23 protein-coding genes and 1 tRNA gene are annotated in these 25,283 nt (G+C 59.7%); 6 read left to right on the top strand and 18 right to left on the bottom strand.

What is annotated here, in order from left to right; genetic code table 11:
- Nucleotides 1-463 precede the first annotated feature (463 nt).
- The 6 genes from HBO41_RS03575 (at nt 464) to pstB (ending at nt 11,120) form a co-directional block, all read left to right on the top strand.
- Nucleotides 464-2,179 (top strand): ShlB/FhaC/HecB family hemolysin secretion/activation protein, encoded by a 1,716-nt coding sequence (locus HBO41_RS03575; RefSeq protein WP_017139138.1) that lies wholly within the window; start codon nt 464-466, stop codon nt 2,177-2,179.
- 133 nt (nt 2,180-2,312) lie between these two features.
- Complete coding sequence (locus HBO41_RS03580) at nt 2,313-7,232, top strand: hemagglutinin repeat-containing protein (RefSeq protein WP_169985142.1); 4,920 nt, start codon at nt 2,313-2,315, stop codon at nt 7,230-7,232.
- 172 nt (nt 7,233-7,404) lie between these two features.
- Nucleotides 7,405-8,421 carry a phosphate ABC transporter substrate-binding protein PstS gene (gene pstS / locus HBO41_RS03585; protein ID WP_017139136.1) on the top strand — a complete coding sequence of 339 codons (1,017 nt, stop codon included), beginning with the start codon at nt 7,405-7,407 and terminating at the stop codon, nt 8,419-8,421.
- Nucleotides 8,422-8,476: 55 nt separating this feature from the next.
- Entirely contained in the window at nt 8,477-9,472 is a 996-nt protein-coding gene (pstC, locus tag HBO41_RS03590) for a phosphate ABC transporter permease subunit PstC (RefSeq protein WP_017139135.1), read from the top strand.
- Nucleotides 9,469-10,341: a phosphate ABC transporter permease PstA gene (pstA, locus tag HBO41_RS03595; protein WP_017139134.1), complete on the top strand. Its 873-nt coding sequence runs from the start codon at nt 9,469-9,471 to the stop codon at nt 10,339-10,341. Before pstC ends, pstA begins: the two co-directional genes overlap by 4 nt.
- The gene (gene pstB / locus HBO41_RS03600; RefSeq protein WP_017139133.1) at nt 10,341-11,120 is read left to right on the top strand and encodes a phosphate ABC transporter ATP-binding protein PstB; all 780 of its coding nucleotides are present in this window, start codon (nt 10,341-10,343) and stop codon (nt 11,118-11,120) included. The genes pstA and pstB overlap by 1 nt, the downstream gene beginning before the upstream one ends.
- A 118-nt stretch (nt 11,121-11,238) precedes the next feature.
- Here pstB and HBO41_RS03605 read toward each other — a convergent pair.
- The 18 genes from HBO41_RS03605 to HBO41_RS03690 form a co-directional block, all read right to left on the bottom strand.
- Nucleotides 11,239-11,314, bottom strand: a tRNA-Lys gene (locus HBO41_RS03605).
- 63 nt (nt 11,315-11,377) lie between these two features.
- Nucleotides 11,378-12,055, bottom strand: coding sequence for a 7-cyano-7-deazaguanine synthase QueC (gene queC, locus HBO41_RS03610; protein WP_099549396.1), 678 nt, complete (start codon nt 12,053-12,055; stop codon nt 11,378-11,380).
- A gap of 1 nt (nt 12,056) precedes the next feature.
- Nucleotides 12,057-12,704: a 7-carboxy-7-deazaguanine synthase QueE gene (gene queE, locus HBO41_RS03615; protein WP_017139819.1), complete on the bottom strand. Its 648-nt coding sequence runs from the start codon at nt 12,702-12,704 to the stop codon at nt 12,057-12,059.
- A gap of 164 nt (nt 12,705-12,868) precedes the next feature.
- Nucleotides 12,869-13,702, bottom strand: coding sequence for a tol-pal system protein YbgF (ybgF, locus tag HBO41_RS03620; protein ID WP_017139818.1), 834 nt, complete (start codon nt 13,700-13,702; stop codon nt 12,869-12,871).
- Between the two features lie 6 nt (nt 13,703-13,708).
- Nucleotides 13,709-14,209: a peptidoglycan-associated lipoprotein Pal gene (gene pal, locus HBO41_RS03625; protein ID WP_003193861.1), complete on the bottom strand. Its 501-nt coding sequence runs from the start codon at nt 14,207-14,209 to the stop codon at nt 13,709-13,711.
- A 55-nt stretch (nt 14,210-14,264) separates the two neighbouring features.
- Nucleotides 14,265-15,545: a Tol-Pal system beta propeller repeat protein TolB gene (tolB, locus tag HBO41_RS03630; protein WP_032865998.1), complete on the bottom strand. Its 1,281-nt coding sequence runs from the start codon at nt 15,543-15,545 to the stop codon at nt 14,265-14,267.
- A gap of 17 nt (nt 15,546-15,562) precedes the next feature.
- Nucleotides 15,563-16,636: a cell envelope integrity protein TolA gene (gene tolA, locus HBO41_RS03635; RefSeq protein ID WP_017139816.1), complete on the bottom strand. Its 1,074-nt coding sequence runs from the start codon at nt 16,634-16,636 to the stop codon at nt 15,563-15,565.
- Nucleotides 16,636-17,088 (bottom strand): protein TolR, encoded by a 453-nt coding sequence (gene tolR / locus HBO41_RS03640; RefSeq protein WP_161630238.1) that lies wholly within the window; start codon nt 17,086-17,088, stop codon nt 16,636-16,638. Before tolR ends, tolA begins: the two co-directional genes overlap by 1 nt.
- A 23-nt stretch (nt 17,089-17,111) precedes the next feature.
- Nucleotides 17,112-17,807, bottom strand: coding sequence for a protein TolQ (gene tolQ, locus HBO41_RS03645; RefSeq protein ID WP_003209819.1), 696 nt, complete (start codon nt 17,805-17,807; stop codon nt 17,112-17,114).
- Between the two features lies 1 nt (nt 17,808).
- The gene (gene ybgC, locus HBO41_RS03650) at nt 17,809-18,264 is read right to left on the bottom strand and encodes a tol-pal system-associated acyl-CoA thioesterase (RefSeq protein WP_015885610.1); all 456 of its coding nucleotides are present in this window, start codon (nt 18,262-18,264) and stop codon (nt 17,809-17,811) included.
- 139 nt (nt 18,265-18,403) lie between these two features.
- Nucleotides 18,404-19,462, bottom strand: coding sequence for a Holliday junction branch migration DNA helicase RuvB (ruvB, locus tag HBO41_RS03655; RefSeq protein WP_017139814.1), 1,059 nt, complete (start codon nt 19,460-19,462; stop codon nt 18,404-18,406).
- On the bottom strand, nt 19,463-20,074 hold the full coding sequence (ruvA, locus tag HBO41_RS03660; RefSeq protein WP_056858571.1) for a Holliday junction branch migration protein RuvA: 612 nt from the start codon (nt 20,072-20,074) through the stop codon (nt 19,463-19,465). It lies immediately after the preceding gene.
- Nucleotides 20,075-20,141: 67 nt separating this feature from the next.
- Complete coding sequence (gene ruvC, locus HBO41_RS03665) at nt 20,142-20,666, bottom strand: crossover junction endodeoxyribonuclease RuvC (protein ID WP_024077147.1); 525 nt, start codon at nt 20,664-20,666, stop codon at nt 20,142-20,144.
- 155 nt (nt 20,667-20,821) lie between these two features.
- Nucleotides 20,822-21,568, bottom strand: coding sequence for a YebC/PmpR family DNA-binding transcriptional regulator (locus HBO41_RS03670; RefSeq protein WP_017139810.1), 747 nt, complete (start codon nt 21,566-21,568; stop codon nt 20,822-20,824).
- Between the two features lie 136 nt (nt 21,569-21,704).
- Nucleotides 21,705-23,480, bottom strand: a complete 1,776-nt coding sequence (aspS, locus tag HBO41_RS03675; RefSeq protein ID WP_169985144.1) for an aspartate--tRNA ligase — start codon at nt 23,478-23,480, stop codon at nt 21,705-21,707.
- Between the two features lie 107 nt (nt 23,481-23,587).
- On the bottom strand, nt 23,588-23,809 hold the full coding sequence (locus tag HBO41_RS03680; RefSeq protein ID WP_017139808.1) for an FmdB family zinc ribbon protein: 222 nt from the start codon (nt 23,807-23,809) through the stop codon (nt 23,588-23,590).
- A 168-nt stretch (nt 23,810-23,977) separates the two neighbouring features.
- Complete coding sequence (locus HBO41_RS03685) at nt 23,978-24,319, bottom strand: ribbon-helix-helix domain-containing protein (protein ID WP_099549394.1); 342 nt, start codon at nt 24,317-24,319, stop codon at nt 23,978-23,980.
- A 181-nt stretch (nt 24,320-24,500) separates the two neighbouring features.
- Entirely contained in the window at nt 24,501-24,974 is a 474-nt protein-coding gene (locus HBO41_RS03690) for a Dps family protein (protein WP_003193874.1), read from the bottom strand.
- Nucleotides 24,975-25,283: the final 309 nt, after the last annotated feature.

Genomic DNA, 25,283 nt, shown 5'->3' on the forward strand with positions numbered 1-25,283 from the left:
CTTTTGATTGTCGGACAATCTCAGGATTTTCAAAGACTTCGCCTGATTTTCCGTGTCTTTTTATGACTTTTTAACCGGATCGTGACTGCCTGGTTTCATCGTCGTAAAGCTGTCAATTTGAACGCAAATACCCCTCGATAGCCACGTTGACGACATGGGATGCGTGCATCTCTATAAACACGCCGATTAAGTCATCTTGCTGCAACAATCAAAACCCTCCCACATCGCCTGATCCACATACCCACCCCGTAAATTCAGGGACCTGATAGCCCCCATCAGTCAATTTGCACTGATTTTGTGCATTTATTTGCTGAATAACGCGGCATTCCTCACGTTTTATGTAATAAATCCTACAGACGATGTAACAATCCGTTTAATCATGACTCAAGAGCGGCAAGCCCCCCGAGCTCACGGTTTGGCTCCGGGGCATGAATCGTGTGTATTTCTACGTTAAGGATGTCGAGTGCCGAACCTGCCCTCACTCAAACGCTTGTGCCATCTCCACCCATTGGGTATCGCCCTGCTCTGCGTGTGCGCGCTGCCCGCGTCCGCCGCCGACGGCCCGCAGCCAGGCCAGGAAGCCCTGCGTTTGCAGCAACAGCAGCAGCGCGACCTGCAGCAATTACAGCTGGAGCAACGCCAGCGCCAGCTCCAGAAAGGCAGCTTCGGCACACCGACGGCCGCCCCCACTGTGCCAGCAGACAATGTCAAAGATGAACGCTGCTGGCCGCTGAGCGGCACACGCCTGGCCGGTGTCACGCTGTTCAGCAGGGCCGAGCTAAATAAACACATCGAGCCCTATGTCGCCCCGTGCATGGGCGTCACCCAGATCAACCGCCTGCTGGCCGAGATCACTCGCCTGTACGTCGAGGCCGGTTATATCGCCAGCCGCCCGTACCTGATCAGCACCCCGGCTGCCGGGCAACCGCTGGATATCCATGTCGAAGAAGGCTACCTGGAAGCCATCGAACTGGCCGACCAAAGCTTGCCCGTGTCCCTGGCCGGCGCCTTCCCCGGGCTGCTCGGCAAACCACTGAACCTGCGCGACCTGGAGCAAGGCCTGGACCAGCTCAACCGCCTGCGCTCGGTGGACCTCACCGCGGATATCGCCCCTGGCCGTGAACCTGGTGCCTCGCGCATCATCCTGCGTTCGCGCAGTAGCGCCTCACGTTGGGGGCTGGGCCTGGGAGTGGATAACCTTGGCAGCGCCGGCACCGGGCGTGATCGCAACGCCATCAGCCTGAGCCTGGACAGCCCGCTGCAGCTCAACGATTCACTCAACCTGAGCTTCAGCGACACGCTCAACCACGGCCCGCGTTACAGCCGCAGCAACAGCCTGTTTTATTCGATCCCCTACGGCTACTGGACCTACAGCCTGTTCGCCAGCCATGCCGAATACCGCTCACCGCTCAAGGTCAGCAGCACCACGCTGTACAACAGCGGCCGTACCGATCAGATCAGCCTGCGCACCGACCGCGTGTTGTGGCGCGACCAGGGCCATCAACTCAGCGCCAACCTGCAACTGGCCTACAAGGACGTCGACAGCTACTTGCAAAAGGTCCGCTTGGGCATCCAGAGCCCAACGCTGAGCGTGGCCGAGGCCGGTTTGAACCTGTTCTGGCTCAACAGCGCGGTGTGGAACCTGGACGTCAATTACGCCCAGGGCCTGACCTGGTTCGGCGCTGATCGCGACGCTGACCAAGTGCAGGAAAACCTGCCCCAGGCGCAGTTTCACAAGTACCGCGCCAACCTCACTCAATGGCGCAACGGCCAATGGCGCACGCAACCCTGGCAGTGGCAAAGCCAGCTGTCTGCGCAATACAGCCCGGACCGTTTGCCTGCCATTGAGCAACTGCTGGGCACCGACGATTCGGCTGTGCGTGGCTACCGCGAAAACAGTGCCTCGGGCGCCATCGGTGCGGTGTGGCGCAACACCTTGCGCCTGCCGCTCAACAGCGACCTGCCGGTAAAAATCACCCCGCGCCTGGGCCTGGACAACGGTTGGGTCAAGCGCGAACACGGCGCCCCGGGCCAACGCCTGAGCGGCGCGAGTGCCGGGCTCAACCTGAGCTGGAAGAACGTGCAGCTCGACGTCGATTACCAACGCAATTTGCACACGCCAACAGGCTTTGGCCAGGAGCCGGAGGTCTGGCTGACGCGCCTTAGCTTGCAGATATGAGCGTGCAGATATGAGTGTGCAGATTTAAACCAACACCCGATTAGCCTGAAACAACCGCCGTACCTGACCACCCCAGTAGCGTTGCAACGAACAACGCACGAGGCGGATCAGCCAACATAGAGCGAACTTACTTATGCCGACTGACACCCACACGTTTCACCTTTCACCCCAGGGCAAACTGCGCTGGGCCATCGCCAGCCTGTTCCTGCTGCCGCAACTGGTACTGGCCGCCGGCATCACCGTGGTCGAAGGGCCTGGCGGGATACCGCAACTGCAAAACCAGCAGGGCGTGCCCATCGTCAATATCGTCGCGCCGAATGCCGGCGGCCTGTCCCATAACCAGTTCCTGGATTACAACGTCGACCGCCAGGGCGTGGTGCTGAACAACGCCCTGCAGGCCGGCCAGTCGCAACTCGCCGGGCAACTGGCGGCGAACCCGCAGTTCCAGGGCCAGGCGGCGAGCGTGATCCTCAACGAAGTGATCAGCCGCAACGCCTCGACCTTAAACGGCGCCCAAGAGATTTTCGGTAAGGCGGCCGATTATGTGTTGGCCAACCCCAACGGTATTTCGGTGAATGGCGGGAGCTTCATCAACACCCCGAACGCCAACCTGGTGGTGGGCCGCCCCGAACTCAATGACGGCAAGCTGCAAGCCTTGGACACCCGCGACGCAAGCGGCCAACTGACGGTGCACGGCCAAGGCCTGCAAAACCGCGCGGGCTCGATCAACCTGATCGCGCCGCGCATCGACAGCGACGGGCGCTTGAGTGCCCGCGATCAACTGAACCTCACCGCAGGCCGCAACCAGGTCGACTTCGCCAGTGGGCAAGTGCGCCAGGTCGACCCCGCCAGCAAGACCCAGGACCAGCGCATCGACGCCAGCCTGTTTGGGGCGATGCAGGCCGGACGCATCAACATCATCAGCACGGCCGAAGGTGCTGGCGTGCGCGTAGGCGCGGTGCAGGTGGAAGGTCGTGACGGGGTCAACGTCAGCTCGGCCGGCGACCTCGACATCAGCGGCCAGGTCCACGCCAACAGCCTGGACGCCACCCGTGCCGGCGTGCGAAGCCAGCATGGCGATGTGGACTTGCACAGCGCCAAGGATTTGAACCTGGCCGCCACCGACGTCAGTGGGCGCAACGTCAAGCTCGACGCCGGTCGCAACCTGACCCTCAGTAGCCTGGAAAGCCGCAAACTCCAGGAAAAACGTGAACAGTGGGACAACAGCAACTTCCTGTTCACCTACGAAACCTACGACCGCACCACCACTGATAAAGACTCGCGCCAGCACGGTAACAAGGTCGTAGCGCAGCAGGATGCAACGCTGTCTTCCGGCGCCAAGGCCGAGATCAAGGCCAGCCAAGTCGAAGCGGGCAATGCCTTACGTGTCAACAGCGGCGCCGACCTGCTGGTGAACGCCGCGACTGAAACCCATGAAACCCGCGATCAGGGCAACCATCGCAAACATCTGTGGAAAGCCAACTGGGATAAATCTTCCAGCGAGCAACGCAGCGTCACCAGCAGCCTCAAGGCCGGCAAAACGCTGGAGCTGACCAGCCAGCAGAAACTGCAATTGCAAGGCGCCGAACTGAAAACACCCGGCGATATTCAATTGGCCGGCCGCCAAGTGGAGATCAGCAGCGCCAGCCGCACCCAGGTAAGCCGCGACAACGCTTACTCCGGCGACCTGACCGGCGGCAGCTTCTTTGGCAAGAGCGGCGACGGCGACAAGGGCAAAACCTTGAACACCGGCAGCAAGGTCAACGCCGACGGCAAACTGCTCGTCAAGGCCGACGACGTGCGCATCAGCGGCAGCCAGGCGCGTGGCGGCAAGCAGGCCAGCGTGATCAGCGACAAAGGCTCGCTGGTGATCGACGGCGTAAAAGACACCTCCCACGACAATAGCTACAGCAACGACAGCAAGTTCTTCGGCATTTCCAAGGATGAAAGCCGCAAGCAACTCAAGGACAGCACTGTCGTGGCCAGCAACCTGCGCTCGGACAGCAACCTCAAGCTGCAAAGCGCCAAGGACATTCAAGTCAGTGGCTCTCAGGTCTCGGCCGCCGGTAAATTACAGGCGGACGCCAAGGGCGATATCAAGATCGCTTCGGCTGACAACACCACACACGACACCACCACCACTCACACCCGTGGTTTCGATGGCTACGCCAAGGAAAACGCCGAAGGCACCCGCCAGTACCGCGCTGGCGTGAGCTTTGAGGACCAGCAGCAAACCAGCAAGACCGACACCACAAAACAACAAGCTTCCAGCCTCAGCGGCGCCAGCGTGGCGGTCACCGCCGATGGCAATGTGAGCATCAAGGGTTCCGGCGTCCAAGCCACCCAGGGCGATGCAATTTTGAGCGGCAAAAACGTCGAGTTGCTGGCGACCGATAACAGCACGCGCAACACCACCGACAAAACCACCACCGGCGGTGGCGTGTACTACACCGGCGGTCTGGACAAGGCTGGCAACGGCGCACAGTTCAGCCATCAAAGCAGCCACGACAACAGCAGCAACACCACCGCGCAAACCAGCAACGTGGCAGCGGCTGGCAAACTGACCATCAACGCCGGCAACACCCTCACCAGCCAGGGCGCGCAGGTCAAGGCAGGCTCCGAATTGCAGGTCAACGCCGGCACCGTCGATAACCAGGCGGCGCACAACAGCCAGACCAGTACCCACAAGGAAAACGGTTGGACCGCCGATGTCGGCGTCAATGTCGAATACAAAGGCATCACCCGACCAATCGAAAAAGCCGTCGAAGGTGTGGCCCAGGCCAAATTCCATCAACCCGGTTTGCTCGATGCTTTCGAGCAGCCGAATGTCGGGCTGGACGTGGAAGTCGGTCACACCAACAAGACCCGCACCCAGCAGGACAGCACGGCGGTGGTCAGCCAGTTCAATGGCGCCACGGTGCAGGTCAATGTCGCCGGTAAGTTGCAGGATGAAGGCACTCAGTACCGCGCCACCGATGGCGGGCTGAAGATCGATGCCGGCGAGCATATCGCCAGCGCCGCAGCCAACACCCACAGCAGCAGCGAACAAAGCGTGGACGCCAAGGCAGGCGTGCGGGTCTACACCACCACCGGTGAAGACGTGAACGTGCGCGGCAGCGGCGCAGGCGGCAGCAGCGATGTGGGCGAAGCCAGCAGCACGGCGGTGGTCGGCAGCTACGCGGGCACTCAGGGCGTGAACATCACGGCCAAGGGCGATGCGCGTTACGCGGGCAGCCAGTTCAACGGTGGCCTGGCGGGCGTCAACCTCAAGGCCGGTGGCGAGTTGGCGCTTGATCAGGCCAGCGACACGCAAAGCACAACCAGCAACAGCCTGCGCGGTAATGGTTCATTGACCGTGGGCACCGCACCGGGCACCAACGGTACCAACGTCAACCTCGGTGCTGGTGTGCAACTGGATAACAAGCAGCTGGCCACCCAAGACAGCCAGGCGCGGGTCGCGACGCTTCAAGGCAGCGGGCCGATCAAGCTCAGCAGCGGCGCCGACATGACCCTGCAAGGCACGCAGATCGCCAGCAACGGTGATATCAGCCTGAATGCCGGCGGCAAGCTGGACCTGCAAGCGGCCACCAATACGCATGTCAGCAATGGCAGCAACCTCGGCGGCGGCCTGAGCGTCGGTGCCGGAAAAACCAGTGGCGCCGACAGCAGCGCCAAGACTGGCAGCCTGAGTGCCAACTTCAATATCGGCAAGGTGGCGGAAAACGATCAGGGCGTGGTTGTCGGGCAGTTGCACAGCAAGGGCAACGTGAGCCTCTCCAGCGCCGATGATCTCCATCTGCAAGGTACGCAGATTGCCGCCAAAACGGTCACCCTCGATGCGCAAAACGGCGGCATCCTGCAAGAGTCGGCGCAATCCACCCAGGCTCACAACAGCTGGGGCGTGACCCTCGGCGCGGGTGGCAGCGGCGGTAAAACAACACGGGGCGACGCCGGTGAACACGACACACCCAAGACCCAGCTGGGCATCAATGCCCGCGCCAAGGTCGATGTGGACCACGTGCAAGGCACCACCCAGCACGACAGCCTGATCAAGGCCGATAGCGTAGCCATCAACAGTGCCGGTGATACCCATCTGGCGGGTGCGCGGATTGAGGCGGATCAGGTCAGCGGCAACGTCGGCGGGGATCTTGTGGTCGAGAGCCGCAAAGATCACGTCAGCAGCACTAAGGTCAACGTCGACGCCAAGCTTGATGTCGAAAAAAACCAACCCGGCGTGGTCAACAAGCTCGCCAAGACCACCGGCCCGCTCAAGGACAAGGTGCAAGCCAAGGCCGAGGGCGCGTTCGACAAGCATCGGGAGAAGTTGGAAAACGCCGTCGACAAAGGCACCGAGCACCTCGCTTCGGCCAAGGACAGCGTGATCAACGCCAAGGAGCGCCTGGGCGAAAAGCTCAGCCGCAGTGGCAGCTACGAGGTGAATCCTGAACCCCGTGGCGCCTTTGGCACCCGCGTGGACCAGGCCAAGACCTACCTCGCGGACAAGAAAGATGCACTGGGCACGCGCCTGTCCAGCTTCAAGGACAAAGTCTGGCCAAAAACCAGCGACAGCTACACCGTCAGCGGCAAGGACACCGCCGGCAGCAAGGTGGCCGATACCGCGCAAAACGTACTGTTCGGTGACAAGAGCGGCAACACCAGCTACACGCCGACGCTGAACCTGGACGTCAGCCACGTGGTGAAAGACAGCGTTAATCAGGCCTCGGGCATTCGCGGTGCTCAGGGCGTAAACCTTGAAGTGGCTGGCGACACACGGCTGACTGGCGCGCGGATCAGCGCCGAAAGCGGCAAGGTTGAGTTGGGCGGTTCCAAAGTGACGGCGACGACGTTGGCAGGCAGCGACTATCGCGCCGATGTCGGGCTGAACCTGTCGAAATCGCCGGTCAACCTGGCGCTGGGCGCCAAGGACGAACTGACCCAGAAACAGGACGACGCCACACGCAAGGATCAGGCTTTCAACCTTGGGCCGCTGCGGGTCGGCGGGCACAGTGACCAGCAGGAATTACAGGCGGGGATTGACCAGAAAGGCAGCTAAGTAGCATCGCCTGGGTGACAGCAGCCATGCTCGCTGCCACCCAGGCAAACATTTCTAAATGTTTCTTCATAAAGCCAAACCGTCATTAAACAGCAACATATCAGGAATTAAATCGTCACGTCTTAGACAGGTGGGCCTACCCACTTACCCCTTACCTTGAGGTGTTGTCGTGATGTTGCCGACTAAAAAAAGTCTGTCTGTATTGTTGAGCGCCCTGTGCCTGAGCGGCATGGCCCACGCCACCGACGTTACCGGTGCCGGCTCCAGCTTCGTCTACCCGGTGCTGTCCAAGTGGTCGCAGGACTACAGCAAGAACTCCAGCAACCGCATCAACTATCAGTCGATCGGCTCCGGCGGCGGCATCGCCCAGATCAAGGCAGCCACCGTTGACTTCGGCGCCTCTGACGCACCACTGTCGGCCGACGATCTCAAAGCCGGCGGCCTGGGTCAGTTTCCCAGCGTGATCGGCGGCATCGTGCCGGTGATGAACGTCGAAGGCGTGGCCGCAGGCCAGCTGAAACTCGACGGCGACACCCTGGCAAAGATCTTCCTCGGTGACATCAAGGCCTGGAACGACCCTGCCATCGCCGCGCTCAACCCTGGTGTGAAGTTGCCAAGCGCAAACATCACCGTGGTGCACCGTTCGGACGGCTCCGGCACCTCGTATAACTTCACCAACTACCTGGCCAAAGTCAGCGACAGCTGGAAAACCAAGATTGGTTTCGGCACCACCGTACCGTGGCCGGTCGGTGTGGGCGGCAAGGGCAACGAAGGCGTTTCGGCCTACGTGAAGCAGATCAAGAACTCGATCGGCTTTGTGGAATACGCCTACGCCCTGCAGAACAAAATGACCTTTGCCTCACTGAAGAACGCGTCCGGCAAGTTCGTCGAGCCTAACGCCAAGGCGTTCCAGGCCGCCGCCGACACCGCCGACTGGGCCAGTGCCAAAGACTTCAACCTGATCATGACCAACGCCCCAGGTGAAGGCGCATGGCCGATCACGGCCACCACCTGGATCATCATGTACAAGCAGCCCAAGAATGCCGAGCAAAGCCAGGCGGCGTTCAACTTCTTCAAGTGGTCGCTGGAAAAAGGCCAGGAACAGGCTGCGGCCCTGGACTACGTCGCATTGCCGGGCTCCCTGGTGTCGCGAATCGAAGATTACTGGAAGTCTGACTTCGCCCACTGATTCGCCCTACGACCGCCTTCCTCGATAACTGAGGAAGGCGCTGAGCACCTCTGATATGAACGACACGGTCCACACCCTGGTTATGACTACTCACGCGAGCGACACCGGGGGCGACCGCCGCGCCGCCCGCGATCAACGCCACGACCTGTGGTTCAAACGCTCGATGTTCGGTGCCGCCATGCTGGTACTGGCGCTGCTGGGCGCCATTGCCGCCTCGACCCTGTGGGGCGGCGGGCTGGCGTTCAAGACGTTTGGTTTCGGTTTCATCACCAGCACCGAGTGGGATGCCGTCAATAACCACTTTGGTGCCGTGGTGCCGATTTACGGCACCTTGGTCACCTCCTTTCTCGCCTTGCTGATTGCCGTTCCGGTGAGTTTCGGCATCGCGATTTTTCTGACTGAAGTTGCACCGCCCTGGCTGAAAATGCCGGTGGCCTCGGCGATTGAGCTGCTGGCCGGTATCCCGTCGATCATCTATGGCATGTGGGGTTTGTTTGTGTTCGGGCCTTTCATGGCCGAACACCTGTCGCCGTTGATCAATGACTACCTGGGCGCCCTGCCCTTTGTTGGCTCGCTGTTCCAGGGGCCGCCACTGGGAATCGGCATGCTCACCGCCGGCATTGTGCTGGCGGTGATGATCATGCCGTTTATCACCTCGGTGATGCATGAGGTGTTTCGCAGCGTGCCCACGCAGTTGAAAGAATCCGCCTACGCCTTGGGCAGCACGACGTGGGAAGTGGTGTGGGACATTGTTCTGCCTTACACCCGCTCGGCGGTGGTCGGCGGTATCTTCCTCGGCCTGGGCCGCGCCCTTGGCGAGACCATGGCGGTGACCTTCGTATTGGGTAACGCACAACAGTTTTCCGCCTCGTTGCTGATGCCCAGCAGTTCCATCGCCTCGGTCATCGCCAACGAATTCAGCGAGGCCTACACCGACCTGCATCGCTCTGCGCTGATTGCCTTGGGTTTCCTGCTGTTTATCGTGACCTTCGTCGTGCTCGCGCTCGCGCGACTGCTGCTGATGCGCCTGTCGCGCAAGGAAGGGTTATGAACGCCAACGAACGCCTGTATCGCAAACGCGCATTTAAAAATGGCGTGGCCATGTTCCTCAGTTGCGGCGCCACCGCCTTTGGCTTGCTGTGGCTGACGTGGATTCTGCTGACCACCATTATCAACGGGTTCCAGGCCCTGAACCTGCGCCTGTTTACCCAGATGACCCCACCGCCCGGCACCGAGGGCGGCCTGGCCAATGCGTTTTATGGCAGCGCGTTGATGTCGGGTATCGCGTTGCTGATCGGTACGCCCATCGGGCTGATGGCCGGCATCTGGCTGGCAGAGTTCGCACGCCACTCGCGCCTGGGGACTACGGTGCGTTTCATCAATGACATCCTGCTGTCCGCCCCCTCGATTGTGCTGGGTTTGTTCATCTACACCGGGGTCATCCTGCCGCTGAACCTGCTGACCAATCATCAGGTCGGCTTCTCTGCCATCGCCGGTGCGCTGGCGCTAGCGCTGCTGGTGATTCCGGTGGTGGTGCGCACCACCGATGAAATGCTCCAGCTACAACCCTCCACCATGCGCGAGGCGGCCCTGGCACTCGGTGTACCGCAGTGGAAGCTGACGCTGCAAATCGTGCTGCGGGCGGCCAAGGCCGGCGTAGTCACCGGCATCCTGCTTGCCCTGGCGCGCATCACCGGGGAAACCGCGCCGCTGCTGTTCACCGCCTTTGGCAATCAGTTCTGGAGCAGCAACCTGCTCAAGCCGATCGCCAGCGTGCCCGTGGTTATTTTCCAGTACGCCATGAGCCCGTTCGACGACTGGCATGCACTTGCCTGGGCCGGCGCATTGGTCCTGACGTTGTTCGTGCTGGTACTCAGCCTGGCATCCCGCCTGATTCTTTTACGCAATAGGTCTCACTGATGGACGCCACCGGCATTGCTCCCGACAAAACCAAAATCCAGGTGCGTGGGTTGGAGTTCTTCTACAACAACCAACGCTCGCTCAAATCCATCAACATGGATATTCCGGAAAAGCGCATTACCGCCATCATCGGGCCTTCGGGCTGCGGCAAGTCCACCATGCTGCGGGTGTTCAACCGCATCTACTCGATGTACCCCAAGCAGGAAGCGCGCGGCGAAGTGCTGCTCAACGGCGAAAACATCCTCGCCCCCGGCTACTCGATGAACCGCCTGCGCAGCCACGTAGGCATGGTGTTCCAGAAGCCGGTGCCGTTTCCGATGTCGATCTACGACAACATCGCCTACGCAGTGCGTCACCACGAAAAACTCTCGCGCCGCGAAATGAACGACCGCGTCGAACAGGCCCTGCGCGGCGGTGCGCTGTGGGATGAAGTCAAAGACAAACTCAACCAGAGCGCCCAGAGCCTCTCCGGCGGCCAGCAACAACGGCTGTGCATCGCCCGCACCATCGCGCTGCGCCCGCAGGTGCTGCTACTGGACGAACCAACCTCCGCCCTCGACCCGATTTCCACCGGGCGTATCGAACAGTTGATTACGGAATTGAAGGCGCAGTACACGGTGATCATCGTGACCCACAACATGCAACAGGCCGCGCGGGTTTCGGACAGCACCGCGTTTATGTTCATGGGGGAATTGATTGAGCATGGCAAGACCGATCAGATCTTTACCACGCCGAAGATGAAGCAGACGGAGGACTATATTACGGGGCGGTTTGGCTAAGGCCGGGCAACGAGCCGTCTCTTGGAGGCGGTTTTTTACCAGCGCCAAATTGCAGGCAAAAAAAAACCCGGAAATCCTCACTTACGTGGGCCTTCCGGATTTTCTAAACCGCCAAAAATGGTGGGTCGTGTGGGATTCGAACCTACGACCAATTGGTTAAAAGCCAACTGCTCTACCAACTGAGCTAACGACCCGCTGTGTGGTGGCGCGTATAATACTGATTTCTAAGGATTATTCAACACCTTATTTTAAATAAATCAGAAATAACGCGTTGGGTCCGCAATTGCGGCGTTTTTGAAGCCTTCTGCTCGCAGTCTGCAAGCGTCACATTTCCCACAGGCACGACCGGAATCGTCTGCCTGGTAGCAGGAAACTGTCAGCGCGTAATCGACGCCCAGTCCTACGCCAGCCTTCACGATGTCTGCCTTGCTCATGTTCTGCAGCGGCGCCTGAATGCGGAATCCCTGCCCTTCCACTCCGGCCTTGGTCGCCAGGTTGGCCATGCGTTCGAATGCCTCGACGTATTCCGGACGGCAGTCCGGGTAGCCGTTGTAGTCGAGGGCATTAACACCGATGAAGATGTCGCGGGCTTTCAATACTTCGGCCCAGCCAAGCGCGAGGGACAGGAATACGGTGTTGCGCGCCGGCACGTAGGTCAACGGAATGCCTTCGCTGGGCGCTTCAGGCACATTGATGCTGCTGTCCGTCAGGGCCGAGCCGCCGATGCCGTTGAGGTTGAGGCCGATCACCTTGTGCTCGACCACGCCCAGCTCACGGGCAACACGCTCGGCGGCGTGCAGCTCGGCGCGGTGGCGTTGGCCGTAGTCGAAACTCAGGGTGTAGCAGCTGTAGCCTTGGGCGCGGACCATGGCCACCAGCGTGGCGGAATCGAGACCGCCAGAGAGCAGAATGACCGCGCGCTTTTGCTCGGTCATGTCAGCGCCCCGGCTCGTCGTTCCACAGGTATTTGTGCAACTGCAATTGCAGGCGCACCGGCAGGTTGTCCGCCACGACCCAATCGGCCAGGTCGCGGGCGTTGAGGTCATGGTGGCTCGGCGAGAACAACACCTCACCGGCACGGCGGTCGAGGTTGTACTGGATCAGCTTGGAGGCCGCCCAGTCATAGTCATCCCGCGAACAAATCACGAACTTGACCTGATCGTTGGCCGTCAGCAAATCCATGTTGTCGTAGAGATTGCGGTGCGCTTCCTTGGAACCTGGGGTCTTGAGGTCGACCACCCGACTCACGCGCGCGTCGACCGCGGAGATATCCAGGGCGCCGCTGGTTTCCAGTGAAACCTCATAGCCAGCGTCACACAGCCGCTTGAGCAACGGGATGGCATTCGGCTGGGCCAGGGGCTCACCACCGGTCACACAGACGTAGCGCGGCTTGAAGCCGGCAACCTGCTCGATGATGTCGTCGAGGGTGCGCACGGTGCCGCCACTGAAGGCGTAGGCGCTGTCACAGTATTGGCAACGCAACGGGCAGCCGGTCAACCGTACAAATACGGTAGGCAGGCCAGCGGTACGCGTTTCACCCTGTAACGAGTAAAAAACTTCGGTAATACGTAATGTGTCTTGCATAGTCGCCACGGGCGTAACAGCTAAACAGGCTGTCCGCCTCCGTCAGGCACTTCAAGGAACCCCGCCAACGCGTAGGCCCCAAAAAGCGTGTTTCATAAAAGGGCGTGGATTCTAACGAAAAAACCCGCGCCAGGCGCGGGTTTCTTCTAAACGGGTTGCATCGCTTACAAGCGCTGCAGATCCCGCTGGGCCAACTGGGCTGCGGAGGTACCCGGATATTGGGCAACCACCTGTTGCAAAATGCCTTTGACCTTGTCGGTGTGACCCAGGCGGCGTTCTACATCAGCCAGTTTATACAGCGAGTCAGGCACCTTGGCATGCTTTGGGTACAGCTGGCTGACCTTGGCAAATGCCTGGCCTGCCGCTTGCAAATCACCCTTTGCCAGGTTCACCTCACCCAGCCAGTACTGGGCATTGCCCGCGTATTGGCTGTTAGGGTATTTGCGCAGGAATGCGGTAAAGGCCTGGCTGGCCTTATCGAAATCCTTGGCTTTGATCAGGTCAAAAGCTGCGTCGTAATACAGCTTTTCCTTGGCCGGATCACCCGGTTCGCTGCTGGCAGCAGGCGCTTGGCTAGCCGCTGCGCCTGCTGCTGCACCACCGGCGGCAGCGCTTGGCGCGCCACCGGCAGAAGAATTATCAGGAGTTGCGGCAGGTGTAACACCGGCTCCAATGCGTCGATCAAGATCCTGGTAACGTTCCAGGCCTTCTTGCTTCAGCTGGTTCACTTGGTTCTGCAAGATCTCAATGGTGCCTTGTTGCTGCGACAATTGATCCTGCATACGTTGCAGCTGGTTGAACAGTTCGCCCTGTGCCGAGGGAGCGGCAGTTGCCGGTCCCCCAGCATAGGCGCCGTTCGTGCCATAACCCGCTGGCGGATAACTGCTCCCGCTATTGTTATAGCCAGAGTTGCTATCTTCCACAGGAACCGCAGCCCACACCGCAAGCGGTGCGAGGCTGAGAGCCAATACAGTTAGAGCACGACGGCACGTTCGCATGACGAATTACTTACGCAGTTCGACGCGACGGTTTTGAGCCCACGACTGTTCGTCGTTGCCAGTTGCAACTGGACGCTCTTTACCGTAGGAAACCAGTTCCAGTTGGCCTGGAGCAACACCTTGCAGTACCAGGTAGCGTTGAACGGCTTTCGCACGACGTTCGCCCAGTGCCATGTTGTACTCACGAGTACCACGGGCGTCAGTGTTACCTTCCAGAACAACGCGAGCGCCGTTAGCTTTCAGGTCCTTCGCGTGAACGTCCAGAGCGCGCATGGCTTCTGGCTTCAGGTCAGAACTGTCGTATTCGAAGTAGAAAGTGGTGATAGCGCGCAGAGCAGCTTCTTCGCTCAGGGAGCCGTCAACTGCACCAGTGTTAGCGCCGTAACCAGCGTTTGGATCAACAGCTGCGCCTTCACCGGCATTGTCGCCGCCTTTAGACGAGCAACCAACGGCTACGGACAGAGCCAGAGCCAGAGCAGCAAACTTACCAAACTTCAGCATTTCCATCGTGAAACTCCTAATGAACCCCAGTGTGTTAAGCAATTCTTTTTGTAGCGCCGCGTCAGTTCAGGTAAGGGGACCAGGATGGTTCTCTGACTTCGCCTTGTGCGGTAGGAAGCGGGAGCCTTACGCGTCCATTAATGGACACGAGCATCAAGACTCCCCGGCCCTGCTGGCGGGTGGCGTAGATTACCATGGTGCCGTTGGGCGCAACAGTGGCTGACTCATCAAGGTTGGTATCTGTGAGGATTTTTACCGTTCCACGCTGCAAATCCTGGGCCGCAACCCGGAAATTAGTGAAACCATCCTGACGGTGAATCATCACCAACGTCTTTTCATCGGCCGAAAGCTTAGGGTTGGCATTGTAGTTACCAATAAAGGTCACGCGTTCCGCGCCACCGCCACCTACGCTTGTTTTGTAGATTTGAGGCTTGCCGCCACGGTCGGAGGTGAAGTAGATGGTCGAACCATCCTTACCCCAGAACGGTTCGGTATTGATGCCCGGGCCACTGGTTACACGGCTGATCTGGCGCGAAGCCATGTTCATCACGTAAATGTCCGGGTTGCCGTCCTTGGACAGTACGAACGCCAGGCGCGAACCATCCGGCGACCACGCAGGGGCACCGTTGAGGCCTTCAAAGTTGGTGATCTGCTCACGACGACCCGTATCGATGTGCTGCACGAAAATGCGCGGGCGGCGCTGTTCAAACGACACATAGGCAATACGCTTGCCGTCCGGCGCGAAGCGCGGCGACAGGATTGGCTCACGCGACTGCAGCAAGGTCACGGCGCGGGCGCCGTCGTAGTCCGAACGCTGCAAGGTGTAACGCGTGTTGTCTACGGAGAAACGCTCAGCCGTTACATAAAGCAGACGTGTCGAGAACGCACCCTTGATACCGGTGAGTTTTTCAAACGACTGGTCCGAGATGTAGTGCGCCATGTCCCGCAGTTGTTCGGCGGTGCCCGATACGCTGCCGGTCAAGACCTGCTGCTCGGTGGCCACGTTGAACAACGTGTACTGGATTTGCAGGCGACCGCCGGCCGGCGTAATGCTGCCGACCATCAGGTACTGGGCGCCTACCGCTTTCCAGTCACGGAAAATGACTTCGCTGGCCTGGGTCGGCTGGCTGATCATGTTGCCTTTTGGAATAGGCGCGTAGTAGCCGGAGTTGCGCAGGTCGTCGCTGACGATCTGGGCCATGTCGTCCGGCAGCACGCTGCCGCCCTGCCAACCGAACGGCACTACCGCGATCGGGGTGGCCCGATCGCTACCGCTGGTGACCAGAATGTTCTTTTCATCCGCCGCCGCTATCCCTGCCATACAGCAAATAACGACAAGCATTCCTCGAAGAAGGTTTCTCACAAGGCTAGATCCTCAGGTGTGAATGTCATCTTGAATGAACGATAGGGAGCGAAGTCGCTTGGTTTCATTCCCTGCATCTCGGTCAACCGGCCAATGTTCTTGACCGCGGCAACCGCCGAACTGTCGAACGAACCGTCACCACTGGACTTGGACACGCTGACCGAAGTCACCGTACCGTCCGGCAACATGCCGATCTGCAGCACTACTGTCATGCCTTTACGTGCCGAAGGTGGACGTGTCCAACCTTCCGCTGCCCGTGCCCGAATCAGGTCGTCGAAACTGCCCGCGACTTCATCGCCACGTTCATCGGCCAAGGCTTGCTGACGCTGCGGCGTGTCGGAGAGCAAATCTGCCAAGGCCTGGGCCTTTTTCTCTTCGGCGGATTTACGCGCTGCTTCCTGGGCCTTTTTCTTGCTGGCGTCGGCGGCAGCTTTCTTCTTCGCGTCGTCGGCGACTTTCTTCTTCGCCTCGTCTGCTTCAGCTTTTTTCTTGGCGTCTTCGGCGGCTTTCTTCTTCGCGTCTTCGACTATCTTCTTCTTGGCGTCTTCAGCGGCCTTTTTCTTGGCCTCTTCTTCGGCAGCTTTTTTGGCTTCTTCTTCAGACTTCTTCTTGGCTATATCAGCCAATTGTTTCTCTTCAGCCTTTTTAGCTTCGGCAGCTTTATCGGCTTTTTTGGCTTCATCAGCCTTTTTGGCCTCGTCAGCTTTCTTGGCTTCGTCAGCCTTTTTCGATTCCTCGGCCTTTTGAGCCGCCTCTTCTTTCTTTTGTTCCGCAGCAGCCTTCACCGCTTCCTGCTCGACCTTCTTCTGTTCCATCTGCTCGACTTCGGTCTGGCGCGCAGCCGACTTCTGGGCCTCACCCGCAATCTTTTGATTGGTCTGGGTGGTGGCCTGACTTTTCGATTTCAGCTGATACAGGGTCGCCTGCACGATCGGCTTGGCTGGCGGCAGGTCCGGGGTCATGGCAAAGCTGACGAACAGCATGCCAAACACCAGGACGTGCAGGGCAATTGCCCAGACGCTAGGCCAGAAGTAGCTTTCCGAGGCGGACGGCTCTCGCTGTTGCTGCATCAGGGCGCCTCGGTAATCAAGCCAACGTTACCCACGCCGGCCTTCTGCAGCCCGCCCATGGCGCCCATGACGGAACCATAGTCGACCACTTTGTCGCCGCGAATGAACACTTGCGTGTGCTTGCCGCCTTCGTTGCCGGACCGGATGATCTTGGTCACGGCGTCCGTCATCTGCGGCAAGGTCATGGCCTTGTCCTGCTGTTTCTGGGTGTCGACTTCGCTGCCAAGGTTCCAGTAATAGGTCTTGTCAGCCTTGATCGAAATGGTCAGGACCTGGGTGTTGTTGTCTTGCGGCAAGGCTTCGCTGGAAACCTTGGGCAGATCAACCTTCACGCCCTGATTGAGCATCGGCGCGGTCACCATGAAGATAACCAGCAGCACCAGCATCACGTCGATGTAAGGCACTACGTTCATCTCGGCGACCGGCTTGCGCTTTTTGCGAGCTCGAGCGATTAAAGCCATTGGAAATTACCTGCTTATTCTTCGCTGGTGTGCACTTTACGGTGCAGGATCGCCTGGAATTCATCGGCGAAGGTGTAGTAACGGCTGATCAAGGTTTCGCCACGAGCGGCAAAACGGTTGTAAGCAATTACTGCGGGAATAGCGGCGAACAGGCCGATCGCGGTGGCGATCAACGCCTCGGCGATACCCGGGGCCACGGTGGCCAGGGTCGCTTGTTGCGCCTGGGCCAGGCCACGGAAGGAGTTCATGATGCCCCACACGGTACCGAACAGGCCGATGTACGGGCTCACGGAACCGACGGTGGCGAGGAACGGCAAGCTTTGTTCAAGCTTTTCTTCTTCGCGGGAGATGGCAACGCGCATGGCACGGGCCACGCCTTCCATAACCGCTTCCGGGTCAACACCCGGTTGCTGGCGCAGGCGCGAGAATTCCTTGAAACCGGCGCGGAAGATCTGCTCTACGCCCGAATCCGGGTCCGGGTTGCTACCGGCCTGACGGTACAGCTTGGACAGGTCGATACCCGACCAGAAGCGCTCCTCGAAGCTCTCCAGGGCACGTCGACCGGCACGCAGCAGGTTGCTGCGCTGAAAAATCATGACCCAAGAGGTAACCGATGCGGCTACCAGGACCAGCATCACCAGTTGAACCACAACACTGGCATTGCTGACCAGGCTCCACATGGAGGAATGGTCGACGACGGTAGGTTCCACGCTAAATCTCCTGCTTTGATTGTTTACCCGCGCCGCTTACGTCGGCAAAGGCCGCACGTAGAGCTTCGGGAATGGCCCGGGGTTTCAAACTATTGGTGCGCACACAAGCCACCAGGAACTGCCCCTCACAGAGCAGCGTTGCATCCGTTGCCCGCCTGACCTGCTGTTTAAAGCGCAGGCTGACACGGTTCAATTCGATAACTTCAGCGCTGACCAGCAATTCGTCGTCCAGTCGCGCCGGTGCGTGGTAGCGCGCCTCGCTGGAATGCACGACGAATAACAGGTCCTCCCCTGCCAGCTGGGATTGGGCAAAGCCCAGCTCCCGTAGCCGCTCGGTTCGAGCCCGCTCCATGAACTTGAGGTAGTTAACGTAATAAACGATGCCGCCGGCATCGGTGTCCTCGTAATAAACGCGACAGCGATGTGCGAACGACTGATCCCCGTTTTGCGCGCGCATACTCTAGTGCTTACTCCTCAGGTTGCCAATCCGGCAGGGCAACTGTTTTTGCATTCTATTCAGCATTTCTAACGACTGAATGACGACACCAGCCACTAGGACAGCACAAACTTCAGATAAATCGTCTGGCGTGGTGTTTTTAATCGTCCACTGCATCGAGGAATTCGTCTACTACAGGCATCTCGCCCAATCGTGACGGAATGTTTAACCCGAAGTGCAAATAGGCGTGGCGCGTGACCACGCGCCCCCTTGGCGTACGCATGATGTAACCCTGTTGGATCAGGTACGGCTCCAGCACATCCTCAATGGTATGGCGCTCCTCACTGATCGCCGCTGCCAGGCTGTCCACACCGACCGGGCCGCCGTCGAACTTCTCGATCATGGTCAAGAGTAGACGTCGATCCTGGTGGTCGAAGCCGTGCTCGTCCACATCCAGCAGGTTCAAGGCCAAATCCGCCACGGCCTTGGTGATATGCCCCTTGGCCCGCACTTCGGCAAAATCGCGCACACGACGCAGCAAGCGATTGGCGATACGCGGCGTACCACGGGCGCGGCGGGCGATTTCGAACGCGCCTTCCGGGTCCAGTGGCAACCCCAGGATGCCCGCCGAACGGCTGACAATCGTCGCAAGATCGGCAGTGCTATAGAACTCTAGACGTTGAACAATGCCGAAACGGTCTCGCAGCGGATTGGTCAGCATCCCGGCGCGTGTGGTGGCGCCGACCAGCGTGAACGGCGGCAGGTCGAGCTTGATCGAGCGGGCCGCCGGGCCTTCACCGATCATGATGTCGAGCTGGAAGTCTTCCATGGCCGGGTACAGCACTTCCTCGACGATCGGCGACAGCCGGTGAATCTCGTCGATAAACAGCACGTCGTGCGGTTCAAGGTTGGTCAACAGCGCGGCCAGGTCACCCGGACGCTCCAGCACCGGGCCGGAGGTGGACTTGATCGACACGCCCATCTCCTGGGCGATGATCATGGCCAGGGTGGTCTTGCCCAGGCCTGGCGGGCCGAAGATCAACGTGTGATCGAGGGACTCATTGCGCCCACGCGCAGCCTGGATAAACAGCTCCATCTGCTCGCGCACGGTCGGCTGGCCGATATAGTCGGCAAGGCTGACGGGGCGGATGGCGCGGTCCTGGACTTCTTCACGGTCGCGCGGGCCGGTGGCCGCGATCAGACGATCAGCTTCAATCACTTAAATCATTCCCTTCAGGGCTCGGCGGATCATGTCTTCGCTGCTCAGGTTCTTGTCCTTGATGGCCGATACGGCTTTGCTCGCCTCCTGGGGCTTGTAGCCCAGGGAGATCAGCGCGCTCACGGCATCGCTTTCGGCACTGGCGACCTGGCCGGCCGGCATGTCCGGCTGATTCGGTACCAGCGCGAACATGTTCGGCACCACTTCCCAGGCCTTGAAACGGTCCTTGAGTTCGACCAGCAGGCGCTCGGCGGTTTTCTTGCCGACACCAGGCACCTTGGTTAACGCTGACGTGTCCTGGGCCGAAACTGCGCGTACCAACTCGTCCACTTCCAGGCTCGACATCAACGCCAGCGCCAGCTTTGGTCCCACGCCATTGAGGCGAATCAGCTCACGGAAGAAGTCGCGGTCGCGCTTGCCAATGAAACCATAGAGCAATTGCGCGTCTTCGCGCACCACCAAATGCGTGTGCAATGTTATCGGCTCACCGATCGACGGCAAGCGATACAAGGTGGTCATGGGCACTTCCAGCTCATACCCCAACCCATTTACATCCAGAATCAGGTGCGGCGGCTGTTTCTCAGCCAGGGTGCCGCGCAAGCGTCCAATCACGGTTCAGATCCTTAAAGCTTGGGGTCAGAGCACGGCCTGACCGGAAATAACGATTGCGCTGATGCTATCAGAGACGCAGCCGCCCGCCACGACTGCGTGCGGTGCCCAGGCCATGCGGCAAGAGGCTGGAACGCGTGTGTGCATGGCAAATGGCAATGGCCAGGGCGTCGGAGGCGTCGATTTGCGGCTTTGAGGTGAGCTTGAGCATGTGCATGACCATCATCTGCACCTGCTCTTTATTCGCCGCGCCGGTGCCGACCACGGCCTGTTTGACCTGGGTCGCGGTGTATTCGGCGATTTCCATGCCCTCCTCCGCACCGGCCACAATAGCAGCGCCACGGGCCTGGCCGAGCTTTAAGGCAGAATCGGCGTTTTTGGCCATGAAGACCTTTTCGATGCCCATGGTGACCGGCCCGTAGGTCTGGATCACTTCACGCACGCCGCGGTACACAATCTGCAGACGCTCGGCCAGTTCGCCCGCGCCGGTACGGATGCAGCCCGAAGCGACATAGACGCAGCCACGCGGGGTGTGTTGCACCACGCCAAAACCGGTGATGCGCGAACCGGGGTCGATACCAAGGATTAAAGTCATAACGCCTGCGGGTTGGGAAAAACATGATTCTTGCGGCCAACAACAATCAAATGTGGGAGCTGGCTTGCCTGCGATGCAGACACTTCGGTATTTCCGTCAAACCGAGGTGATGCTATCGCAGGCAAGCCAGCTCCCACAGGCGATTTTCATGGTGCTCAGGTGAGTTGTTCGGCTACGGATTCCGGGATGTCGGCATTCGAGTAGACGTTCTGCACATCATCCAGGTCTTCGAGCATATCCAGCATCTTCAGCACTTTCTGCGCGCCGTCCAGGTCCAGCTCGGCGCTGGTGGTCGGCAACATCACGATTTCTGCGTCGGTGCCTTTGAAACCCGCCGCTTCCAGCGCGTTACGCACGGCGTAGAAGCCGGCAAACGAGGTGAATACGTCGATGGAGCCGTCTTCGTTGGTCACCACATCGTCGGCGTCTGCCTCCATGGCCGCTTCCATCAGGGCGTCTTCATCGGTGCCGGGGGCGAACGTGATCTGCCCCTTGCGCTCGAACAGGTAAGCCACCGAGCCATCAGTACCCAGGTTGCCGCCGCACTTGCTGAAGGCATGGCGCACAGCAGCCGCGGTGCGGTTGCGGTTGTCGGTCATGCACTCAACCATCACCGCCACGCCGCCTGGGCCGTAGCCTTCGTAGCTCAGCTCGACCATGTCGTCGGTATCGGCAGCGCCGGCACCACGGGCCACCGCGCGATCAATGATGTCGCGGCTCATGTTCGCGCCCAAGGCCTTGTCCAGCGCCAGGCGCAGACGCGGGTTGGAACCTGGGTCACCACCGCCTTGACGGGCGGCGACGGTCAGTTCGCGAATCCACTTGGTGAAGATCTTGCCTTTCTTGGCATCCTGACGCTCTTTGCGGTGCTTGATGTTCGCCCACTTGGAATGGCCAGCCATAACACAACTCCGAAATTCTCTAGAAACCTTATCAATCCCGCCCCAGGCAGGAATTCCCTCTTTTAAACGCAAAGGCGCATCCGAAGATGCGCCTTTTTGACTGCGTAAAACCTTATTGCGCTTTCACGCCGCAGCCTTACTCAGCCTTCGGCGTCTCGCGCAGACGGATGTGCAGTTCGCGCAGCGCCTTGGCATCGACCACGCCCGGAGCCTGGGTCATGACGTCCGCAGCACTCTGGGTTTTCGGGAAGGCGATCACTTCGCGGATCGACTGGGCGCCGGTCATCAGCATCACCAGACGGTCCAGGCCAAACGCCAAACCACCGTGCGGCGGTGCGCCGTACTTCAGGGCGTCGAGCAGGAAGCCGAACTTCTCTTCCTGTTCCGCTTCGTTGATGCCCAACAGGCGGAACACCGCTTGTTGCATCTCTTTGCGGTGGATACGGATCGAACCGCCACCCAGCTCGGTGCCGTTGAGCACCATGTCGTAGGCGCGCGACAGAGCGCCCGCCGGGTTGGCTTCCAGCTCTTCAGGCGAGCACTTCGGCGCGGTGAACGGGTGGTGCAAGGCGCTGAAGCTGCCGTCTTCGTTTTCTTCGAACATCGGGAAGTCGACGACCCACATCGGCGCCCACTTGCAGGTCAGCAGGTCCAGGTCGTGACCGAGCTTGATGCGCAGCGCGCCCAAGGCTTCGCTGACGATCTTGGCCTTGTCGGCACCGAAGAACACGATGTCGCCATCGACTGCACCGACGCGGTCGAGGATCGCGTTCAGGTTGTCCAGCGGGATGTTTTTCACGATCGGCGATTGCAGGCCGTCAACGCCATTGGCGCGCTCGTTAACCTTGATGTACGCCAGGCCTTTGGCACCGTAGATGCCGACGAACTTGGTGTAGTCGTCGATCTGCTTGCGCGGCATGCTCGCGCCGCCAGGCACGCGCAGGGCGGCGATGCGGCATTTCGGGTCGTTGGCCGGGCCGCTGAACACCTTGAAGTCGACTGCTTTGAGCTGGTCGGCCACGTCCACCAGTTCCAGCGGGTTACGCAGGTCTGGCTTGTCGGAACCGTAGCGGCGCATGGCTTCTTCGAAGGTCATGTGCGGGAACTCGCCGAATTCCAGGTCCAGCACTTCCTTGAACAGGTTGCGGATCATTTGCTCGGTCAGGCCCATGATCTCTTTTTCATCGAGGAAGCTGGTCTCGATGTCGATCTGGGTGAATTCCGGCTGACGGTCAGCGCGCAGGTCTTCGTCGCGGAAGCACTTGGCGATCTGGTAGTAGCGGTCAAAGCCGGCGACCATCAGCAGTTGCTTGAACAGCTGCGGCGATTGCGGCAATGCGAAGAAGGAACCGGCGTGGGTACGGCTCGGCACCAGGTAGTCACGCGCACCTTCCGGGGTGGCCCGGGTCAGGATCGGCGTTTCGACGTCGAGGAAGCCGTTTTCGTCGAGGAAGCGGCGGATGCTGGTGGTCATGCGCGAACGCAGGCGCAGCTTCTCGGCCATTTCCGGACGACGCAGGTCCAGGAAACGGTAGCGCAGGCGGGTTTCTTCGCCCACGTCGGAGTATTCGTTGAGTGGGAACGGCGGGGTTTCCGACTCGTTCAGCACTTCCAGCTCATAGCCCAGCACTTCGATGGCGCCGGAGGCCATGTTGGCGTTTACAGCACCGGCCGGGCGTAGACGCACCTTGCCGGTGATTTTAACGACGTATTCGCTGCGCACGCGGTCGGCGGCGGCGAAGCTCTCGGCGCGGTCCGGGTCGAACACCACTTGGGCCAGACCATCACGATCACGGATATCGAGGAAGATCACCCCGCCGTGGTCGCGGCGACGGTGAACCCATCCGCAAAGGGTGATTTCCTGACCATCCAGGGTCTCGTTCAGTTGGCCGCAATAGTGGCTGCGCATCATGGTAGTGGTTTCACTTCTCGTAATTCGAAATTCGGTGGAGGCTCGCCTTGTCACCGTACAGTTAAGCAGGGGACGGATAATGCAGGAGCCTGCGCGTAGAGTTCAACTCAGTCTGCTTTGTCGCCGCCCGCCAGATTCTTCTTGGCGCCGGTCTTGAAGTCGGTCTCATACCAGCCGCCGCCGCTCAGGCGGAAGCCCGGCATGGACAACATCTTCTTCAGCTCAGGTGCCTGGCAGGCAGGGCAATCGACCAGCGGCGCAGCGCTGATCTTCTGAATGGCTTCCAACTGATGACCACAGGAAGCACATTGATAATCGTACATGGGCATGGAGATGTCTCGGCGATCAGATCGTAACTGCGCCACGCCCACCCTGTGGATAAGCCAGGGGCGCGCAGCAAAGCGCGGGATTATATCTGGTAAATCGACACAGCGCAGCCGGCTTTCTGCCCGAAGCCTGGCCCGCCTTGACGGTGGGCCTGCTTCGCAACCGGCGGTTTAATCCTGGCCCGTAGCGCTGGCACGATCTTTTAATACGTGGACCACGCACACCACCCGTACCAACCCGCTGAAGTTCTTCACTCCCCCGTAACGCAAATGCACTTCCCGATCGACATACGACAGCAACGCGCTGACTGAACAGGCATTGATCCTGGCTATCTCCGTGAGGATATTCCAGTAGATCTGCTCAAGACGCAGGCAGGTGGAAAACCCATTGAGCCTGACCGACCGGGACAATGGCTTGGCCAGTCCCATGTCGAACCCTTTGGCAAAGGGGTCGACCTTTATCTTGTGAAAACCGGCGGTTTCCATCACTCCATTACCCACTCCGCGTGACATACACCTGACACTCCATTGCCAAACAGCAGCCCATGGGTTTCTCCCATTGGGCAGTGGGCCTATAAAACAGCAGGGCGAGAGGGCCAGCCAGAAGACGCGGATTGGAAAGTTGTAGGACAACGCCAGGAAATGCGGAGAAACAAGCGAGCGGCGCCGGGAAGGCGCCGCTCAGGGGGTGTCTTTACTGGTTTTCAAGCAACGAACGCAGCATCCACGCGGTTTTCTCGTGAACCTGCATGCGCTGGGTCAACAGGTCGGCGGTCGGCTCATCGCTGACCTTGTCGAGCAGTGGGAAAATACCGCGCGCGGTGCGGGTGACGGCTTCCTGGCCGGCCACCAGTTGCTTGATCATCTCTTCGGCGCTGGGCACGCCCTCTTCTTCCTTGATCGAAGACAGCCGGGCATAGATCGAATAGGCACCCGGCGCCGGGAAGCCCAGGGCGCGGATACGCTCGGCAATGGAGTCCACCGCCAGCGCGAGTTCGTTGTACTGCTCCTCGAACATCAAGTGCAGCGTACGAAACATGGGACCCGTGACGTTCCAGTGGAAGTTGTGGGTTTTCAAATACAGTACATAGGTATCGGACAGCAGCCGTGAAAGCCCATCGACGATGGATTTACGATCTTCTTCACTGATACCAATATCGATTGCCATGTTTTTCCCCTTCAATTGACGAACATTCATTGATCAGGTGCAGGACCACTCTAGCAAGAGTGCCGGCGGTGTGCAGCCCGACACAGGCAGACAGCGTGCGACATATCGCCCCTCTCCACGGCTGTGCCTATGAGCGACGGGCCAACCTTTGTGACGAGTCGGAAAACTTTAAAATTACCGCTCGCAAACCCTGCCACTGTCTAGGACAAGGGTTTGACGCAGAAATGCCTTTGCCCTTGCAACGCCCCGAAATGCTTGATTTGAGTAGGCACAGCCTTTGCTGTTAAATAGGCGGCGTGTGGTTACCGT

Origin of the sequence: Pseudomonas sp. WS 5146, from assembly GCF_012985495.1 — a bacterium.
In the GTDB taxonomy this organism is placed as follows: Bacteria; Pseudomonadota; Gammaproteobacteria; order Pseudomonadales; family Pseudomonadaceae; genus Aquipseudomonas; species Aquipseudomonas edaphica.

Bases quoted from the DNA above. Each gene is read 5' to 3' on its own strand.
- HBO41_RS03580 (WP_169985142.1), top strand. From the start codon at position 2,313: ATGCCGACTGACACCCACACGTTTCACCTTTCACCCCAGGGCAAACTG.
- pstA (WP_017139134.1), top strand. From the start codon at position 9,469: ATGAACGCCAACGAACGCCTGTATCGCAAACGCGCATTTAAAAATGGC.
- ybgC (WP_015885610.1), bottom strand. From the start codon at position 18,264: ATGCGCGCGCAAAACGGGGATCAGTCGTTCGCACATCGCTGTCGCGTT.
- pal (WP_003193861.1), bottom strand. From the start codon at position 14,209: ATGGAAATGCTGAAGTTTGGTAAGTTTGCTGCTCTGGCTCTGGCTCTG.
- HBO41_RS03680 (WP_017139808.1), bottom strand. From the start codon at position 23,809: ATGCCCATGTACGATTATCAATGTGCTTCCTGTGGTCATCAGTTGGAA.
- HBO41_RS03690 (WP_003193874.1), bottom strand. From the start codon at position 24,974: ATGGCAATCGATATTGGTATCAGTGAAGAAGATCGTAAATCCATCGTC.
- tolB (WP_032865998.1), bottom strand. From the start codon at position 15,545: ATGCTTGTCGTTATTTGCTGTATGGCAGGGATAGCGGCGGCGGATGAA.
- pstC (WP_017139135.1), top strand. From the start codon at position 8,477: ATGAACGACACGGTCCACACCCTGGTTATGACTACTCACGCGAGCGAC.
- ybgF (WP_017139818.1), bottom strand. From the start codon at position 13,702: ATGCGAACGTGCCGTCGTGCTCTAACTGTATTGGCTCTCAGCCTCGCA.
- ruvC (WP_024077147.1), bottom strand. From the start codon at position 20,666: ATGACTTTAATCCTTGGTATCGACCCCGGTTCGCGCATCACCGGTTTT.
- pstB (WP_017139133.1), top strand. From the start codon at position 10,341: ATGGACGCCACCGGCATTGCTCCCGACAAAACCAAAATCCAGGTGCGT.
- HBO41_RS03670 (WP_017139810.1), bottom strand. From the start codon at position 21,568: ATGGCTGGCCATTCCAAGTGGGCGAACATCAAGCACCGCAAAGAGCGT.
- pstS (WP_017139136.1), top strand. From the start codon at position 7,405: ATGTTGCCGACTAAAAAAAGTCTGTCTGTATTGTTGAGCGCCCTGTGC.
- queC (WP_099549396.1), bottom strand. From the start codon at position 12,055: ATGACCGAGCAAAAGCGCGCGGTCATTCTGCTCTCTGGCGGTCTCGAT.
- queE (WP_017139819.1), bottom strand. From the start codon at position 12,704: ATGCAAGACACATTACGTATTACCGAAGTTTTTTACTCGTTACAGGGT.
- HBO41_RS03685 (WP_099549394.1), bottom strand. From the start codon at position 24,319: ATGTCACGCGGAGTGGGTAATGGAGTGATGGAAACCGCCGGTTTTCAC.
- tolA (WP_017139816.1), bottom strand. From the start codon at position 16,636: ATGCAGCAACAGCGAGAGCCGTCCGCCTCGGAAAGCTACTTCTGGCCT.
- aspS (WP_169985144.1), bottom strand. From the start codon at position 23,480: ATGATGCGCAGCCACTATTGCGGCCAACTGAACGAGACCCTGGATGGT.